This is a genomic window from Dyadobacter alkalitolerans DSM 23607 (assembly GCF_000428845.1).
In the GTDB taxonomy this organism is placed as follows: domain Bacteria; phylum Bacteroidota; class Bacteroidia; order Cytophagales; family Spirosomataceae; genus Dyadobacter; species Dyadobacter alkalitolerans.
On the sequence record NZ_AUAS01000008.1, the window covers coordinates 277,409 to 292,863 of the forward strand.

Annotated in this window: 13 protein-coding genes; 4 read left to right on the forward strand and 9 right to left on the reverse strand. The window is 45.1% G+C overall.

Annotation, left to right across the window (positions count from 1 at the left end):
* Positions 1–45 precede the first annotated feature (45 nt).
* The gene (locus G395_RS0117915; protein WP_026631321.1) at positions 46–702 is read right to left on the reverse strand and encodes a DedA family protein; all 657 of its coding nucleotides are present in this window, start codon (positions 700–702) and stop codon (positions 46–48) included.
* A gap of 42 nt (positions 703–744) precedes the next feature.
* Entirely contained in the window at positions 745–1,539 is a 795-nt protein-coding gene (locus G395_RS0117920) for a phosphosulfolactate synthase (protein ID WP_026631322.1), read from the reverse strand.
* Positions 1,540–1,702: 163 nt separating this feature from the next.
* On the opposite strand from G395_RS0117920, the gene G395_RS0117925 reads away from it, so the two are divergent.
* The 4 genes from G395_RS0117925 (at position 1,703) to G395_RS0117940 (ending at position 4,307) form a co-directional block, all read left to right on the forward strand.
* Positions 1,703–2,185, forward strand: a complete 483-nt coding sequence (locus G395_RS0117925; protein ID WP_026631323.1) for a PaaI family thioesterase — start codon at positions 1,703–1,705, stop codon at positions 2,183–2,185.
* A gap of 25 nt (positions 2,186–2,210) precedes the next feature.
* Entirely contained in the window at positions 2,211–3,041 is an 831-nt protein-coding gene (gene mazG, locus G395_RS0117930) for a nucleoside triphosphate pyrophosphohydrolase (protein WP_026631324.1), read from the forward strand.
* Positions 3,042–3,146: 105 nt separating this feature from the next.
* Positions 3,147–3,635: a hypothetical protein gene (locus G395_RS29690; RefSeq protein ID WP_051350229.1), complete on the forward strand. Its 489-nt coding sequence runs from the start codon at positions 3,147–3,149 to the stop codon at positions 3,633–3,635.
* Between the two features lie 3 nt (positions 3,636–3,638).
* Positions 3,639–4,307 carry a thiamine diphosphokinase gene (locus tag G395_RS0117940; protein ID WP_026631325.1) on the forward strand — a complete coding sequence of 223 codons (669 nt, stop codon included), beginning with the start codon at positions 3,639–3,641 and terminating at the stop codon, positions 4,305–4,307.
* On the opposite strand, the gene G395_RS0117945 is transcribed toward G395_RS0117940, so the two are convergent.
* The 7 genes from G395_RS0117945 to G395_RS0117975 form a co-directional block, all read right to left on the reverse strand.
* Positions 4,299–5,936 carry a M1 family metallopeptidase gene (locus tag G395_RS0117945; RefSeq protein WP_026631326.1) on the reverse strand — a complete coding sequence of 546 codons (1,638 nt, stop codon included), beginning with the start codon at positions 5,934–5,936 and terminating at the stop codon, positions 4,299–4,301. The two genes, G395_RS0117940 and G395_RS0117945, sit on opposite strands and share 9 nt — an antisense overlap.
* A gap of 36 nt (positions 5,937–5,972) precedes the next feature.
* A complete protein-coding gene (locus G395_RS0117950; RefSeq protein WP_026631327.1) occupies positions 5,973–6,953 on the reverse strand; it encodes a Kelch repeat-containing protein in 981 nt (326 codons plus the stop codon).
* Positions 6,954–7,093: 140 nt separating this feature from the next.
* The gene (locus tag G395_RS0117955) at positions 7,094–8,473 is read right to left on the reverse strand and encodes a glucoamylase family protein (protein WP_026631328.1); all 1,380 of its coding nucleotides are present in this window, start codon (positions 8,471–8,473) and stop codon (positions 7,094–7,096) included.
* Between the two features lie 23 nt (positions 8,474–8,496).
* Positions 8,497–9,837: a glucoamylase family protein gene (locus G395_RS29695; protein ID WP_084439695.1), complete on the reverse strand. Its 1,341-nt coding sequence runs from the start codon at positions 9,835–9,837 to the stop codon at positions 8,497–8,499.
* Between the two features lie 58 nt (positions 9,838–9,895).
* Positions 9,896–10,723, reverse strand: a complete 828-nt coding sequence (locus G395_RS29700; RefSeq protein ID WP_157486724.1) for a LamG domain-containing protein — start codon at positions 10,721–10,723, stop codon at positions 9,896–9,898.
* A gap of 42 nt (positions 10,724–10,765) precedes the next feature.
* Positions 10,766–12,268 (reverse strand): RagB/SusD family nutrient uptake outer membrane protein, encoded by a 1,503-nt coding sequence (locus tag G395_RS0117970; RefSeq protein WP_026631329.1) that lies wholly within the window; start codon positions 12,266–12,268, stop codon positions 10,766–10,768.
* A 20-nt stretch (positions 12,269–12,288) separates the two neighbouring features.
* Entirely contained in the window at positions 12,289–15,303 is a 3,015-nt protein-coding gene (locus G395_RS0117975) for a SusC/RagA family TonB-linked outer membrane protein (protein ID WP_035361650.1), read from the reverse strand.
* Between the last annotated feature and the right edge of the window lie 152 nt (positions 15,304–15,455).

Sequence of the window (15,455 nt, forward strand, 5' to 3'; positions counted from 1 at the left end):
CGAGGCGTTTTTTGTGATATTGTATTTCAAAAAAGCGAAAGCTAATTACGCTACATTCGGTTTAGCAAATCTGCTTTTCAGATATTGGTAAATCATTGGGAGGATTGAGAATCCGATGATTCCGAAGATAACCAGTTCAAAGTTCTTTTTAACAATTTCCATATTGCCGAAGAAATAGCCCAGCAATGTAAGAGAAGGAACCCAAAGGATTGCGCCAATTACGCAGTAGACAATGTATTTGGAGTAATTCATGCTTCCCGCACCCGCCACGAAAGGCGCGACTGTACGAACGATCGGAATGAAACGCGCCATGATCACCGTGCTACCGCCGTGTTTTTCGTAGAATGCTTCGGTTTTTTCAAGATATTCTCTTTTCAGGAATAGAATGCGTTCCCGCTTCTTGATTTCTCCCCCGAATTTTTTCCCCATGAAATAATTGAGATTGTCTCCCAAAAGCGCCGCAACGATTAGAATGATAATGATCAGCCATACATTCAGGCCGGTTCCTTCGTTGGCAGCAATGGCGCCCGCAGCAAATAGAAGTGAATCACCCGGCAGCAACGGCATAATTACAAGGCCAGTTTCTGTGAAGACAATGAGGAAAAGAATTACGTAAGTTAATGTTCCGTATTCCTCAACAATGTTGAACAAATGCTTGTCGAGATGCAGGAAGAAATCGACGAATTGTGTTAAAAATTCCATAGCTATGTTTTGGTGGACAAAATTTTTTGAAAGGCACGGAAACTACTTGGAATCAATTTTCCATTTCTGTTTGGTCTTTGCATTCAGAAAGTGATTGAATGTATCACCACGCAATCCAAGGCGGATTGTTTCGAGTGGAATAAGCTCGCTTGGAGCAATGTTTCCCAAATTTACATTAGCGCCCAGGAGTTTCACAAACCAAACCTGCTGTGATTTTTGAGGCGCCTCCCAAAGCATATCTTCAAATGCAATCTCGGTGAGGATCTCTTCTACCAAACCCTGGCGAACTTCGCCACTGGCACGAAACAAACCAACATTACCAGACTCGCGCGCCTCTCCGATCACTTTCCACGCACCCGCCTGCAATTCCGATTTGATCAGCTGGATCCATTTGTAAGGAGGGATAATTTTATTCTCATCCTTTGAGCCAACCTCGGAAAGGACCGTAACCTGCTGGGCCAGCGTGCGAATGAACTCACATTTTACATCCTGGTTCATCTCAATCGACCCGTCCGAAACTTCGGCGTATTTGAGGTCATACTTGTCGAGCAGCTTCCGGTAGTCGTCAAACTGGTTTCTTACCACAAACGCCTCAAAAAGCGTCCCGCCGAAGTATACCGGAATGTTTGCGTTTTTGTAGACTGCCAGTTTTTCGTTGAGATTTGGGCTTACGAAAGAGGTCGCCCAGCCTAGTTTTACGATATCAATATAGGGGGATGCAATGGAAAGCATATCTTCTGTTTCCCTGACACTCAGTCCTTTATCCATTACCATGGTGATCCCTTTTTTCCTGGGCTTTTCAGAACGGGCAGGAACTTGCGATAACGTAAAATTCATATATGGGTATGCTTTTATCTCTGGCAAAAACTTCGGCAAAGGTAGCAATTACCTTTGATACGTCGCAATAAAATCCACATCATTGAGTCTTTTCCATGTATCTTTCTATGATAATTACTATTTTTAAAATATTTCATTGCAAACTGTCAACTTATAAATTTAAATGGATTCACAAGCTAATCCTTCCAGCTTACTGCCGGAAAGTCGGATTGATCTATTACTTCAGTGGAAAGGAAAACACATGACCGGCAACTTTTCGCCTGTTGCGAAGTGGCTGAATGGAAAACTGATCGATGCCTCGGAGGGCGCCCTGGAAATCGAGTATGAAGTCCGCGAGGATATGTGTAACCCGATGCGCACCCTGCATGGCGGAATCGCGTCTACTATTCTGGACGATATCGTTGGCACAATGGTGTATGCGTTGGGAGGTGAATTTGCTTTTACTTCCGTGAATCTGAATTGCGATTTCCTGAATCCGGCTTTCCCGGGTGACGTGCTTACTGCAAAGTCAACGGTGATCCGCAAGGGAAAAAATATTATTCATGTAGAAGGCAAGATTTTCAAGGAAGATGGCCGGATCGTCGCTAAATGCACGAGTAACATGATCCAGACCGGTTTTAAAATCCCAACCCCGTCCGCCGAGTGACGTTCAGGCAGTATATCTTTATGTTATGGAAAAGCAATTTAATGATCTGCCTGCGCGTCGCCAGGAGCAATTAATGGCCTTCGACCGGCTGTTGACCATTATGGACGAGCTGCGGGAACAATGTCCTTGGGACCGCAAGCAAACCATGGATACGTTGCGTCACTTAACTATCGAAGAAACCTACGAGTTGTCTGATGCGATTTTGGAAAATGATTTACCGGAAATCAAAAAGGAGCTGGGGGATGTTTTGCTGCACATTGTTTTTTATGCCAAAATCGGTTCTGAGAATGTAGATACGAATGTTCAATTTGACATTAAGGATGTTTTAAACGGCATTTCTGAAAAACTGATCTCACGCCACCCACATATTTACGGGGATTTTGTGGCTGAGGATGAAGAAGCTGTGAAGCAAAATTGGGAGAAGCTTAAATTAAAAGAAGGCAACAAGTCTGTTCTGGGAGGGGTGCCTGCGTCTTTGCCAGCATTGGTTAAGGCCATGCGAATTCAGGAAAAAGCAAGAGGTGTTGGTTTTGACTGGGATGAAAAGCAGCAGGTTTGGGATAAGGTTCAGGAGGAGTTGCAGGAATTCAAAGAAAATTTCAACATTGAAAATGGCGAGGTGATAGATCAGACAGAGGCGGAAGGAGAGTTTGGGGATCTTTTGTTTTCTTTGGTTAACTATTCAAGATTCGTCGACATTAATCCCGAAACAGCCCTGGAACGCACGAATAAGAAGTTTATCAGGCGTTTTCAGTATTTGGAAGAGGCAGCCCGTGCAAAAGGCAAGTCACTATCTGATATGACATTGGAAGAAATGGATGTATATTGGAACGAAGCTAAGGCGATCAAGATTTAATTTACTCACGTTTCTCGTTACTTTTTTAATTAATGGACGTCTAAATAGGCGGCGCGCTATAAGTTGTAGTGTCGCATTCATTGTTTAACATATAACGAGATTTTTATGTACGTAGAAGAAAGACTGGCACAATTGGAAAACGTGACTAGCGGGCACGGAAAGCAAATCGAAATGGTAGCAGAGGGATTAGCAACATTGACAAGCCGCGTAGATCGCGGTTTCTCGGAAGTAAGGGAAGAATTTGGAAAAGTCGACCGGCGTTTCGCACAATTAGAGAGCAGGACAGAACGTATCGAAACAAAACTTACAGAACACGATGAACGATTTGATCGTATTGATCAGCGTTTTGAACAGGTTGACAAACGATTTGAACAGGTTGACAAACGCTTTGAACACGTTGACAAACGCTTTGAACAAGTTGACAAACGCTTTGAACAAGTTGACAAACGCTTTGAACAGATTGATAGACGTTTTGATAACATTGACCAGCGGTTTGAGCAAGTTGACCGGCGCTTCGAGCAGGTAAACGGACAATTCGTGCAACTGCATGGTGTCCTTACGGAGCTTGTAACCCTTGTTAAGAATAAATTGTAATTAATGTCATCTCACCATATTGTTAGGGAGAAGCAGGAGCCTGCTTTGATTATTGCTAACGGGGAAGCCTGCTCTCCTGAACTTTTGGGACAACTGCTTGAATGGAGTCCCTTCATTGTTGTTTTGGACCACGCGATTTACAGGGTTTTGGATTTGGGAATTAAAGTGGATGTGTGGATGGGTGACTTCGACCAGCAGCATGATTTTGATGCAATTTCCGAAAGACAGCACCCGATTGAGATCATCAGCACCCCCGATCAGGAGAAGACAGATCTTGAAAAAGCGATTGATCTCTTAATAGGCAGAGGTTTCCCGGCCGCAAACATTGTTTGGGCAACTGGCCGCCGGGCAGATCATGCCATCACAAACATTACCAATATGGTCCGCTACAAAGACCAGATCAGGTTAGTCATGTTTGATGATTATTCGAAGATTTTTCCGCTGTCCGGCACGTTTGAAAAATGGTATGTCGCCGGAACGCCCATTTCGCTTATTCCTGTTGGTGCAGTCGAAGGCATTGAAACGAGCGGATTGAAATACAATTTACATAACGAAACCCTGACTTTGGGCCACCGCACCGGAAACAGCAACGAGGCTGAGGTGGATGGAATGGTCAGGGTTTCGGCCAAAAAGGGAGACCTTTTGATTATGGAATGCTGGGACCTACATTGATGCCGGCTTCGTTTCTTTTGACTCTACATAAAAATTCTTGTCGACGATCAGTGTCTTGATCCCCTTAGTTTTAAGACTTTGCCAGCTGCTGGTCGGATAAAGAAACTCGTCCTTTCCGCCTATTTTTACTTTAACAGGCATGTCAAAACCTTCTACAATATTGGCCCAGCGATATTGAAGCCCTTTGTTACCAAATGAATATTCAAAAACAGGGATCCGGACATCACGCAGATACTGATCGAAAATCTTGCTAATGTTCCTCCCCGCATGATCACTTACATAAGTCTCAATTTGTGACCCGTCGACAGTCTGGTGATAAAATGTTTTATTCAAACCCCGTAGGATCTGACGCCATTTCTCATCATCATTTACAACCTGCCGGATCGTATGGAGCATGTTGCCACCTTTGTAATACATATCCCTTGACCCTTCCTTATTCACTCCATAAGTGCCAATAATGGGACTGTCATTAGCAATTAATGCCCGGGTTCCAATAACATAATCGGCACCGGCCTCTTTCCCGAAATAGAATTCCGTGTAAAGATTTTCTGAGTAGTTTGTGAAACTTTCATGAACCCACATATCTGCCACATCCTTATAAGTAATGTTGTTGGCAAACCATTCATGGCCGCTTTCATGAATGATAATAAAATCCCATTTCAAGCCCCAGCCTGTGTTGGACAGGTCTTTGCCGAGGTAACCCATTTTGTAAGCATTACCATAGGTTACGGAACTCTGGTGTTCCATACCGAGATACGGAACTTCAACCAGTTTATAGCCATCCTCATAAAATGGATAGGGCCCAAACCAATGTTCAAAAGCCTTCAGCATCTTAGGCGCTTGCTTAAATTGCTCCTTCGCTTTTTCCAGATTTTGGGGCAGCACATAATAACTCAGTGCCAAATCTCCTTTTTCACCTTTGAATGTTTCTTTCCAACCCACATAATTGGCCACATTCATATTTACACCATAATTGTTGATCGGATTTTGAACCGCCCAATTGAATGTATGCGAATCATCATTGTTCTCTATAACTGACCTCAGGTTTCCATTTGAAACGTCCATCATGTTTTTGGGAACCGTAATGCTGATGAGCATGCTGTCGGGCTCGTCATACATGTGGTCCTTGCAAGGCCACCAGACGCTGGATCCCAGACCCTGGCAGGAAGTCGAAATGATGGTGTTTCCTTTTCCGTCCGGCACCCATTGAACGCCTCCGTCCCACGGCGGTCGTTTTGCTAATCTCGGCTTACCTGAATAAAACACTTCAATCGATTCCGTTTTTCCGGCTTCCTGTTTTTTGGTTAATGCAATAAAGAAAGCGTCTCCATCCCGCTTGTAAGTGAGCGACTCGCCATCCTGCGTAACCTTGGTAATTTGTAGCGGTTCCTGCAAATCGATTTGCAGGGTTTGATACGGTTTGATAACCTTGTAGACTACTTTCGTTGAGCCTGTTAATGTGCTGTCCTGGGCGTTGGGGCGCACACTTAAATGGTAATAGGTCAAATCCCACCAAACCCTTTCAGGTGTTATCGAGCCTCTTAATGTGTCGGCGTGGGTGAATTTTGTGTTCTGGGCCCAGCTGATGTTAGCAGCCAGCAGAAAGAAGCAAGCCAGTATTTTTCGCATCTAAAAAATGTTTTCTTATCGAGGTTAATTGCAGTTTTATTTGTCCAGAACTTCCATGTCGTTCAATTCCGGACCGCCGCCCCGGTTGGCAGATCCTGCGGCAATAAATATTTTCTTATTCAACGAAACAGCCTGCGTTCCATGGCGTCCCTGGTGCAAGGATGGCAGTTTTTCCCATTTTTGGGTTTGTGTATTGAAAGCTTCAACTTCCTTATGCGCCTCCACATGCGCGTCACTTTCTCCGCCGATAATCAGGATTTTGTTTCCGTAAACCACCGTCGTGTTGCCTGCTCTTAATGTTGGCAAATTATTGGACTCATCCAATGTCGACCATTTGCCCGTTTTGAAATCATATACATCCACTTCCTTGATCACCGTGTTCAAAACCTGGTTGATGCGCGCGGTTGATAAGCGTCCGCCGGCAACATATAATTTATTGTCATGAACAGCCACCTGCACGTGATCTCTTGGTCGCGGCGCGTCAGCGAGCGTTTTCCAGGTGTTTGTCGCCGGGTCGAATTCATCGAACCATGTAACCTGTCCGTCCCAATGTCCATCCTGAATGCCGCAAACAAGGTAGATTTTATCATTTAAAACAAAGGCACCCGCCGCGCCACGCAAACGGTTTTCAGGGATAGCAGCGCCTTTGCGCCATTCGTTTTTTATCGGGTTAAAAATGTAGATGTTTGGAATTGGCGTTTCGTGTGGATAACCACCTGTAAATGCGCCTAAGACGTAAATTTCATTTTTATAAGTAACAGCTTGAAAATGGCTCATTTCCAGCGGCGTCTCTTTCAAATGCGACCAGGAATCTTTCTTGAAGTCATACTCGTCAACGGGCTTAACACCGCGGCCACCCAAAAGATAGAGTTTCCCATTCGCCGTTGCCATTGCATTTTCGTGTCTCTTTTCGGGAAGATTCTCCGGCTCAGAAACCTTCCATATTTGCGCATATGCAGGAAGGATGAGGAGCGTTAAGGCAATCAGAAATATCGGGGTTTTAAGTTTTGAGCTCATTTTATTCGCTTTTGATATGGGTAAGGGATATTTTCTGAACAAATCCCTGATCGAAATGTGCATCAAGGTACAAACATATTTTATAAAACAGAAAGACCAGCATAGGGCCGGTCTTTCTGTCAATTTTAGTAAATAACGGGTTAATTTTTGCTGCTTATTTCTAATGCAGGGCTTTCAAAACCCAGTTTTTTGAGCCCTGTTTGCACATCGGGATCTTTCATAAACAATTTCCAAAGCAGGCCTGTTCTGTAATTTTCAATCATCACAATGATCGGTCCCTGATCTATGGCAAGATGAGATTTGGCATACCAGTTCTGGCTCTCATTAAATGCATCCGTAAACCCATATTCGCTCCAAATCTTTTCACCCAAATCGTCATAGAAATGACGCAATGCTTTCATTGATTGCTCCGGCGTGTAAGGAAATGAAGAAAGCGCTGCGGTCGGTGTGATGGTGCCAAAGTCGTTGGTCGGGGAATGTGCATTATAGCCGTTGTAAGTGTCACTTGCGGTCAGCCCCCAACTGTTTTCTCCGTAACCTTTAAACTTGCCCGGATTGGCAACGCAATGTTTGTAATTAATCAGCGAGTGGTTCACATTCTGCTCCCAGTAATCGGCATACTGGTCTTTTAATTTTCTTGGGTCCAGGCCCAGGAATGAGTAATGTGCAAAGAAAAGCGGCCCGCCGTAATCAAAACCCAGCGGAAGTTTCACGCCATAATATTCCTTTCCATTTTTGAAATGATCGCTTTGGGCCCAGCATTTATTGTAAACCTGCGCCGTAATAGGGTAACGGGGCGAAGACGCAGCCATCACATAGGTGATCAATGTTTCGTTGTAACCCCTAAGCTCAAAATTCATGGCCCAACCATTATTTGGGCTCCAATGCCAGTAAAGCTGGTTCGGATTTCCTCTTGTGTACCAATCCCATTCAGCTTCATTCCATATCCATTGAATGCGGTTGCGAAGATCCCTTTCCACATCGTTATCCCGATCAAAATATTGTCTGGCGGCTAACATTCCCTGAAAAAGGAAAGAGCTTTCCACCAAATCCCCACCATCATCCTTGCGGCCAAACGGCACTATTTTGCCCGTTGCTCCATTGAGCCAGTGCGGGAAAATGCCATGGTAATGATCGGCTTTGGCTAAAAATTTCATCATTTTTAAAAGTCTGGCCGAAACGGAATCTCGTGGCTGCCATCCTCTTTCCGCTGCAACGATCATGGCCATAATGCCAAATCCGGTTCCACCGGTCGTTACCACTTCATCACCATAATCGAAGGCAGTGTTGCTCCGTTCGCGTGACATGCCGCTGACCGGGTGACCAAATTCCCAGAAATAGCGAAATGTTTGTTTTTGTACTAATTCAAGTAATGCGGTGTCGGACAAGTTTTTAGGTCTGTCTGCGGGATTGAAAACCGAAGGCTTGGTAACATTACTTTTTTTCTTTTGGCCAAAACCGTCTATTGTAAGCAAGAGGAGAAGGCACACGCAGGTAAGGTAATAATGGGATATCTTCATGATTTCGTTGATTAAATAATTTATTAATTGAGGTTTGGACTGCTAAACCCCAATTTTTTCATCCCGGATTTAATTTCCGGCGCGCTCATAAAAAGCTTCCACGGAAGACCACTCCGATGGTTTTCAATCATGATAATGATCGGCCCCTGATCGATAGCAAGATAGGAATCAGCTACCCATTGCTCTTTTATTGAAAATGAATCATAAAATCCATAGTCACCCCAAAGCTGATCGCCTAGTTTGTAATAAAAGTATTTCAAAGCCTGCATAGACTCGTTGGGCGTGTAGGGGAACGAGGAAAGTGCGGCTGTGGGCGCTATAATACTTTTGTCATTGGTTGGGGAATTGGCATTATAGCCGTTTGGAATGTCGCAGGCGGTTAATCCCCAGCATCGGTCACTGTATCCGTAATCATTTGGATCTGCTTTACAGTAATTATAATTGATCAAGGCGTGCGCCTTATTTTGGGTAAAATAGTTGGTGTATTGATCTGTAAGCTCCGTTGGGTTCAGTCCCAGAAAAGAATAATGCGAGAAGAAAAGCGGCCCGCCGGACGGCTCGCCAAGCGGAAGAGTGAGTCCGTAGTAGGAGCTTCCATTCACATAACTGCCGTCATTGGTCCATCCTTTGTCATATACTATTTTGGGGATTGCATGTGTCGGCGACGAGGCGGCGAGCGCGTATGTGATCAGGCATTCATTCCATCCTTTGATCTGATGGTTCATCTCCCACTGATAATCCGGGCTCCAATGCCAGTAAAGCACATTTTCGCTGCCTTTCCTGAACCAATCCCACTCAACCCCTTCCCAAATTGTGTTAATGTCTTTCCTCAAAGCCGTTTCAGCAGGCGTTGACGCGGAAAAATACTGCCGTGCCGTTAGCAAGCCCTGAATCAGAAAAGAGGTTTCGACCAGATCAGCTCCATTATCTTTTTGACTGAAAGGCACAGCAACGCCCGTTGCGCCATTGAGCCAATGCGGAAACGCGCCGTGAAATTTCTGTGATTTGTCTTTCAGGAATATCACGATTTTCTGCATTCTTTCCAATCCTTGCTCCCGCGTGATGAACTGCCGCTCAATTGCGATTGGAATGGTCATTATGCCAAAGCCGCTTCCGCCCGAAGTCACTATATCGCCCGAAGAATTCCGCTCGCGGGCAAGTCCGCTGACCGGATGTCCAAAATCCCAGAAATATTTGAATGTTTGCTTCTGAACAAGGGTAAGAAGCTCATCGTCAGATATCACCGAAAATTTGTCTGTTGAATCAACTGATTCGGGTGCCGATCCGGACGAGCTCTTTTTATCGCAACCGGATACAAAAAGTATAAGCAATAAAAATCCATGCTTAAAAAAGCCTTTGGTCATAATAGCATCGGTTGAGAAAACAAAGGGAGTGAAATCGACGACTTCACTCCCGGCGACATTACATTTTCTTATTGTAGATTTCCGTGATCTCAGCGTCGTTCAGGGCTTTGGTGTAAACCCTGAACTGATCAAGCTTTCCGGTATAATGCAGCATCCACGCATCCGCAGGCGCTTTTATGCCAATGTGTTGCTGAAATCCGCCTATAACGAATTTCGAGGCATTAGTCATTTTCAATGGTCCGAAAGGCGCTTTGTCCTTCATAATGTTGGTAACAGACTCAGCGAGTGGTAATTTCTTTCCATCCACATAAGCAGCGAATTTCGAAGTCGTTCCATCATAAGTGTACGCAACGTGCTTCCATTTGCCATATGCATTTGGCCATTTGTTTAGGCCGTTTGCATTTTTCGTTTGATCAAATGTGATCCAGTTTCCTGCAAAGTTGAATTTTACCAGCATGGAGTCGCTTTTGGAAGTATTCCCTTCAATGAGCATAAAGGTGTTACCCCAGAAGTCTTCCGTATTGGGCAGCATAAAAACACTTTGCGCGCCACCGTCATGTTTAGCCGTGTTCATCCAAAAAGCAATGGTGAAGCTTTCCATAGTTGCCAGCTTGCCAGCAGATGAATATTCAATTTGGCCGGTAGGAGAACCCTGATAAGCTTTTCCGCTGATTCCCTCTACATAGGAAACGCCGTTGGCAACGCCCCGGCTGCCCCAAATGCTGTCCGTAGCAACGCCTTCAAAAGCCCACAACCGCTGCAAAGGGCCATTCAATGACGGATCGTCATCAGAAATCAAGACCAGCTCCGGCCTTTCAAAATTTTGGCAGGAAAAGATTGAAACGGCTAAACCAAGTATCCATAGCCGGGATGTTATATTTTTCATTTCAATGCGTTTAATGTTGATCAAAAAATAATGGCTCGACTATCAATACTCAGGATTTTGCACAAGCACGCCACCCGACTTGTCAATTTCAGGGCGCGGGATCGGCAGGTAGCGATGGCGATTTTGGTAAAGATTTTTTCCGGCAGCATGCAAGACGTCTTCCGCAATTCCCCAGCGAACAATGTCAAAGAACCGCTCATTTTCCATCCCCAGCTCCACGCGTCTTTCCTGACGGATCGCCGTTCTAAGCTGCGCCTGATTTCTGGTAACAACTTTTGGTAAAATAGCTGCATTCGTTCCACGAGCCCGGCCACGAACCATTTCCAGCCATGCCAGTGCATCCGTAATATTCTGCTCGCCACCCACTTCGTTTGCAGCTTCGGCAGCCATCAGTAACACGTCGGCATAACGGATAACCCGTACATTCATCCATTGTCCAAAGCGGCTTGCGGTCGCTTCTCTCGTTGCTGGATTAGTATATGCTTTCTTGTTCCAATAGGCTCTCGGAATGCTTGTTGTAGCAGGCGGAACACTCTCATTATAAGGTGTATTCACCTGACCTGAATAAAGCAGCGTTGCATCTTTTCTTGGGTCGCCTTTTTCGAATGCATCGGCTAATGACTTGTTGGGTGTATTCCAGCCCCAGCCCAAATCCCAAGCTCCGGATCCTCTCACGCCCTGATGCATGGCATTATCTATTCCTAACGAAGTTTGTGTAATAGAATAAAATGCCTGCAGCTCAAAAACCGACTCCGAATTATTCTCTCCAGTTTCCCTGAAAATGCTGGCATAATCACTTACCAGCGAATATTTGCCGGACGTAATGACTTGTTTGGCAGCTGCCAGCGCAGCCGGCCAGTTTTTCCGCCAAAGGTGAGTCTTGGCGTGCAATGCGTAAGCCGCACCGCTGGTAAGCCTCCCAATGTATTTAGATTCCCAGGTTACAGGCAACAATGCTGACGCTTCCGTTAAATCAGCATCAATCAGCGCGAAAATTTCACCGACGGGAGATTTAGGGACATTCGCTTCTGCCGATTCCCGTACTTTGAAGTCAATTTTTGGAACATCGCCGTAGGTTCTGGCCAGATTAAAGTAGGCATATGCGCGCATGAATTTCGCTTCTGCCTTATTAACCATTGTTCCCGCATCCTGGGCACCCACTGAATCAATGTCGGAAATAACTGCGTTTGCCGCAATGATCAACGCATAGTGGTCTGACCAATAGCTGTTTAAAAGCCATTCGTCCTCGGTATATTGGAAATTGTCATAGAAACTTTCCTGTGCAACGCCATCCGTTGTCGAGCTGCCTTTGTCGGCGTCATCTGACCGGAAATTATGGATTGCAAGATAAGGCATAGAGGAAACGCCGAAGGCGCGCATTTTGGCATACACACCAAAAACCTGGCTGTCAAATGAACCTGCGGGAATGTCTTTTTCGACATATCGTCCCAACGGCTCGCGATCCAGGAAGTCGCTGCAACCGGACAGAACCAACAGGCCGAGAACCGTCAGGATAGAGATTTTATTTATGAATTCACTTTTCATATTTCAATGAGATAAGATTTTTAGAAATTCAGGTTGATACCGAATGTGTAAATGACAGGCACAGGATAGGTTCCGTTGTCCACACCAAAAGCAGTTGTATTACCACCGATTTCAGGCGTAAATCCAGTGCTGTTTGTGAATGTCTTCAAGTTCTGCGCATTCACATACAGGCGCAGGGATTTCAGACGGAGGCTTTTTAATGTTTGCGATGTGAAATTGTAACCCAGCTGCACATTCCTAATACGGAAGAAACTGCCGTCTTCGATCCAGTATGACGAAGGAAGATAATTATTGGCACGTGAGGTGTTCAAAACAGGCTCCCAGTTTGAAGTGCCCGGCCCGTTCCAGCGGTCCATTCTTTCGGTTTGGTAATTGAATTGCGCGAATGTGCCACGGTTCCACTGACGGAAAATTTCATTTCCATAAACACCATTCAAATCAATGCCCATATCAAAGCCTTTGTATTTTGCAGAAACGGAAGCGCCATATGTGAAGTCAGGCGTTGGGTTCCCGATCAATGTTCTGTCAGCTTCTGTGATAGATCCGTCGCCATTAACATCCTTGTATTTAATGTCGCCCGGTGAAACTTCTCCGATTGTACTGACCGGAGATTTGATGAACTCAGCTTCTGACTGGTAAATTCCGTCATGCACGTAACCCCAGAAATAACCGATCGGGAAGCCTTCCGTTGTCCGTGAAGCACCGTTGATGATGTCGTAACCTTTGGTAGAAAGCTTCTGTACCTTGTTGTTTATGGTGGTTAGGTTACCACTGATAGAGTAGGAGAAGTCGTCTGTTACATCCTGGTTCCAGGTTGCAGCGAATTCAAATCCATGGTTTCTAACCTCGCCCAGGTTGCTCAAACCAGGAATTGTGCCTGCGATTCCGGGCACAAGCACCAGAATGTCTTTTGTAAGTTTGTTGTAATAATTTGCTTCAACCGTCAAGCGATTTTTCAGCATATTAAATTCGACGCCACCTTCATAGGCAAGCACTTTTTCCCAGTGCAGGTTCGGATCAGCAATGTATTCGTTTTGAAGCCCGGCTACGATATTTTCTCCAAAAACCCCCGAATTGGCCGCCGTAAGCGTGGGGTAGGCGGGATAGCGATACTTATCATCGATATTTTGATTACCCAAAATCCCGTAAGAACCTTTCACTTTCAAGTAGTCGAAAACACTTTGATTTTTGAAAAAATCCTCTTCACTAACAACCCATCCTAAACCAACCGCGCCGAAATCCTGCCATCTGCCTTTGCCAAGAAAAGCAGAACTTCCGTCCCTCCGATAAGAGGCGTTAACCAGATATTTTGATTTGTAGTTATAAAGAATACGTCCCAGATAGGATAATGTAGCTGATTCCCAGGCAGAACCAGAACCGGTCCTGGTTGCTGCATCACCAACATTATCAGTATACCAGAAACGCGGATCATTCGGAATGGCAAAGCTGCTTCCTTGTCTTACTGTGGAGGCAGTTTCTTCAAAGCTTCTGTAATAAGTCGTTATACCACCCAAAACAGTCAGGTCGTGGTCGCCGAATGCTTTTTTGTAGGTTAGCAGATAGTCTTGTTGCAGTTTTGGGAAAATGTTTTGCTTTTGGTTCACAACGGTCTGTCTGACAACGGCATCCGTTTTGTCCTCACCTACGATCTCGGGATTATATGTGTTTACCAGAGGCTGATAGTTGCGAATGGTGTTGAAACCATAATCCGCATATAAAGAAGCCCTGAATGTGAAATCTTTAAGGAAAGTAAGTTCGCCGTAAATGCTTCCAACTGCGCGATATTCTCTTAAAATCTCCGTGCGTTTCTGCAATTCAACATCTACAAGAGGGTTATTCACCTGTGCACGCTGAAAATCAGGCAATGTGTGATAGAGGCCGTATTGGTCGTTGAACACCGGTGCGATTGGTGCAGCCAGGATCGCGCCGCCTACATTCTTCTTTTTATCACCAAATGGCGTAGCGCGGTAGCCGCTGAACGTTAGCCCGAATTTCAGGTTTTTGTTGACTTGAAGTTCGTCGTTGATGTTCAGCGTCAGTTTTCCGTATTTTTCATGCTTGATATTTCCTTCCTCCTGCACCGTTCCAAGGCCCATATAGAAGCGGTTTTTTTCTGTCGCGCCTGATATGCTAATGTTGTTGTAGTTCAGGAAACCGCTCTGGAAGATCTGATCCTGCCAATCGGTGTCGCCCGTCCAGTTTGTGTAGTTGTATGGCGCGCTGCCCTGATTCGCAAGCTGTTCATTATAAAGCTCTTTGAATTGGGCCGCATTGGTCATGCTAATGCGGTCAGCAACTTGCTTGAAACCGACGGATGAGTTGAAATTAACATTCAATTGCCCCGCCTTAGCTTTTTTCGTGGTTACAGCAATGGCACCGTTCGCGCCTCTCACCCCGAAAATAGCCAGTGAAGACGGATCTTTCAAAACCTCAATTGACTCGATATCAGCAGGGTTAATAAAGTTAATGTTATCATTCAAAATCCCGTCCACGATGTAAACAGGCTTCACACCATTGATGGAGTTCGTTCCCCTGATCCGTACATCCGGTTCTTCGCCGGGGCGGCCTGAATTCACAACGGACAAACCGGCCACTTTTCCTTGCAGTGATGTGATTGGGTTAGCGGAAGGCTTATCGGCGATCTCCGCGCCTTTTATCGTTACAATGGATCCGGTCAGGTCCCTTTTACTGGCTGTACCATATCCGATCACAACAACTTCACCCAGTGCTTTTGCATCTTCTACCAATGCCACATTAATGGTCGTTTGTGTGCCAACCGTAACTTCCTGCGCCGTCATACCGATCATGGAGAAAACCAGGACCGATTGAGCAGACGGAACTGAAATAGCGTAATTGCCCTCAGCATCGGTTGGCACTCCTGTGGTTGTTCCTTTGATGAGAACACTGGCCCCGGGAAGAATGGAGCCGTCAGAACTTGACGTGACTTTTCCTGACACACTAATTTCCTGACCATAGCTAATGAAGCTGACAGACAGGAAAACCATCATGTACAGCAATCGTACAATAGTTTTCATTTAGGTTATAATTTGGTTGATTGAATTATTATAAGATTTAATTGTCTTCAAATTTAAGTTCCAAGACAACCAGTAATCAAATAAAGGACTACATCACCACTACATCAATGAGAATAATGCAAGTATTCGAGGCATTAAATTGGGTTTGTGAA

Excerpts from the sequence above, each read along its gene's own strand:
- G395_RS0117915 (WP_026631321.1), bottom strand. The coding sequence starts at position 702 with ATGGAATTTTTAACACAATTCGTCGATTTCTTCCTGCATCTCGACAAG.
- G395_RS0117920 (WP_026631322.1), bottom strand. The coding sequence starts at position 1,539 with ATGAATTTTACGTTATCGCAAGTTCCTGCCCGTTCTGAAAAGCCCAGG.
- G395_RS0117925 (WP_026631323.1), top strand. The coding sequence starts at position 1,703 with ATGGATTCACAAGCTAATCCTTCCAGCTTACTGCCGGAAAGTCGGATT.
- mazG (WP_026631324.1), top strand. The coding sequence starts at position 2,211 with ATGGAAAAGCAATTTAATGATCTGCCTGCGCGTCGCCAGGAGCAATTA.
- G395_RS29690 (WP_051350229.1), top strand. The coding sequence starts at position 3,147 with ATGTACGTAGAAGAAAGACTGGCACAATTGGAAAACGTGACTAGCGGG.
- G395_RS0117940 (WP_026631325.1), top strand. The coding sequence starts at position 3,639 with ATGTCATCTCACCATATTGTTAGGGAGAAGCAGGAGCCTGCTTTGATT.
- G395_RS0117945 (WP_026631326.1), bottom strand. The coding sequence starts at position 5,936 with ATGCGAAAAATACTGGCTTGCTTCTTTCTGCTGGCTGCTAACATCAGC.
- G395_RS0117950 (WP_026631327.1), bottom strand. The coding sequence starts at position 6,953 with ATGAGCTCAAAACTTAAAACCCCGATATTTCTGATTGCCTTAACGCTC.
- G395_RS0117955 (WP_026631328.1), bottom strand. The coding sequence starts at position 8,473 with ATGAAGATATCCCATTATTACCTTACCTGCGTGTGCCTTCTCCTCTTG.
- G395_RS29695 (WP_084439695.1), bottom strand. The coding sequence starts at position 9,837 with ATGACCAAAGGCTTTTTTAAGCATGGATTTTTATTGCTTATACTTTTT.
- G395_RS29700 (WP_157486724.1), bottom strand. The coding sequence starts at position 10,723 with ATGAAAAATATAACATCCCGGCTATGGATACTTGGTTTAGCCGTTTCA.
- G395_RS0117970 (WP_026631329.1), bottom strand. The coding sequence starts at position 12,268 with ATGAAAAGTGAATTCATAAATAAAATCTCTATCCTGACGGTTCTCGGC.
- G395_RS0117975 (WP_035361650.1), bottom strand. The coding sequence starts at position 15,303 with ATGAAAACTATTGTACGATTGCTGTACATGATGGTTTTCCTGTCTGTC.